Raw genomic sequence first — 1,605 nt, 5'->3', positions numbered from 1 at the left:
GCCCCACTTAGGGGCACAAACACGCAGGCTATAATACGGAGCGAAGCGAAGGGAGCCTGCGTGTTTGTGTCCCAACGAGCGCCAGCGAGTGACTACAGTGGTTTGTTATGCCTTTTAGCCCCAAAAAAGCTCCAGATTGAGAATGCGATAACAACCATAAGAAGCAACGCTCCCGCTGAAGTTGATTTACCCACAAATTCATTTTGTGAATAAATCTGACTACCGTTTATAGAAACCTCTACTATTTTGCCAGAAGTTGGTGAATCTTTGAAATAACTAAAGGATACGGACTTACCAATTATTGTGCTTTCTTTATTCCCAGCACAACCGGTCCGATAGGCAAATTCTTTAATTACATGAAATTTTGTTTCATCGCCCTTAACTTGAAAAAATGGCCTTGCGTATTTACCGGTAGGACATTCGGCGTAATCAATGCGCTGTTCTAAAAGTGACTCTGTTGGCTTCTGTACGGGATCACCGTACATCATTTTTACAGAAAGAACTCCGAGCAAAACTAAAAAGACAACTTTAAAAATGAGAACTAATTTTTTCATTTACCTGAGGCATAACACCCCACTAAGGGGCGATAATACATGGGCTAAAATTAGGAACGAAGTGACGCAGCCCATGTGTTAGCGTCCCAGCGAGCAGCGCGAGCGCCTTTAGTGTTTTGTTAGGTTGCATTCTTTTTAAGGGATACATGCCCCACCTTTAGTATTTTTGGGGAATCTTGGCATACTACCTCTAAACATTCGTCGTTGGTGACCAGCATATGCGACCACTCGTCTTGATTGCCCATGAAAAATGTTAAAGGACTTTCATTATGCCAACCATGATTTTTTACTAATAAAGTGTTCATTTGTGGCCTGTTGCTATTCCATATCTCAGTTAAACCATGTTCGTCTAAACAACGAAAACCGTTAACTACGCCATAGTAAACTTTGTACAGAGTTTCCGTATCTTCGTGGAAAATGCGGGCAACTAGGTCACAATCTAAATGGGTTTCCGCCCCACTGATTTCATATTTCGAACCATCTGGCTTTTCAAGGGACCATGTTTTTGTACCCCATGATAAGTCAACTAACCAAATTGTTCCGCTTTCAAACGGAGTTGACCAAGTCTCGAATTTCATGTGCAACCTAACTTTAAGCTAAGGGGCGCTAGCATGTGGGCTAAAATCCGAACGAAGTGAGTCAGCCCACATGTTAGCGTCCCAGCGACCGAAGGGAGTGACTTTAGCGCTTTGTTAGAAGCAGAGCCTGTTCCCTTGGCATTTTTAAAAACTAATAAAGCCAGCATACGATTGATTGTTAAAGCAAACAAGTGAAACGAAAGCGCAGTGATGTTTTTGATTTGACAGAAGTAAGCCGCCATTTGAACTGCCAAAAGCATTGGCGCTTACTAGCGATAAATAAGAACTTGGCGATAAAGCGCCTAATGCGCAACAACAGTATTTAAAGCGGCGACAATCAAATTACCAAAAGCCAAAGCGATGTTGGTGAAAACAGGTGAGGGTAGTTGAACTAAGATTTTTAGAAAGCGAAACGCAGTTTAGGCTGACGCCTTCTAACTTTAAGCTAAGGGGCGCAGATACGTGGGGCATAA

General features: G+C 42.6%; 2 protein-coding genes. Both read right to left on the bottom strand.

Annotated features, from left to right (window positions below):
- Window positions 1-92: 92 nt before the first annotated feature.
- Window positions 93-554, bottom strand: a complete 462-nt coding sequence (locus J8L84_RS20020; protein ID WP_211072242.1) for a hypothetical protein — start codon at window positions 552-554, stop codon at window positions 93-95.
- A 119-nt stretch (window positions 555-673) separates the two neighbouring features.
- Window positions 674-1,132: a hypothetical protein gene (locus tag J8L84_RS20015; RefSeq protein ID WP_211072241.1), complete on the bottom strand. Its 459-nt coding sequence runs from the start codon at window positions 1,130-1,132 to the stop codon at window positions 674-676.
- Window positions 1,133-1,605 lie beyond the last annotated feature (473 nt).

Origin of the sequence: Alteromonas sp. MMG017, assembly GCF_018100795.1 — a bacterium.
Taxonomy (GTDB): domain Bacteria; phylum Pseudomonadota; class Gammaproteobacteria; order Enterobacterales; family Alteromonadaceae; genus Alteromonas.
This window is presented reverse-complemented; position numbering and strand designations above follow the sequence as displayed.

What these genes read in the sequence shown, in the direction of transcription:
- J8L84_RS20015 (WP_211072241.1), bottom strand. Translation starts at nt 1,132, where the DNA reads ATGAAATTCGAGACTTGGTCAACTCCGTTTGAAAGCGGAACAATTTGG.
- J8L84_RS20020 (WP_211072242.1), bottom strand. Translation starts at nt 554, where the DNA reads ATGAAAAAATTAGTTCTCATTTTTAAAGTTGTCTTTTTAGTTTTGCTC.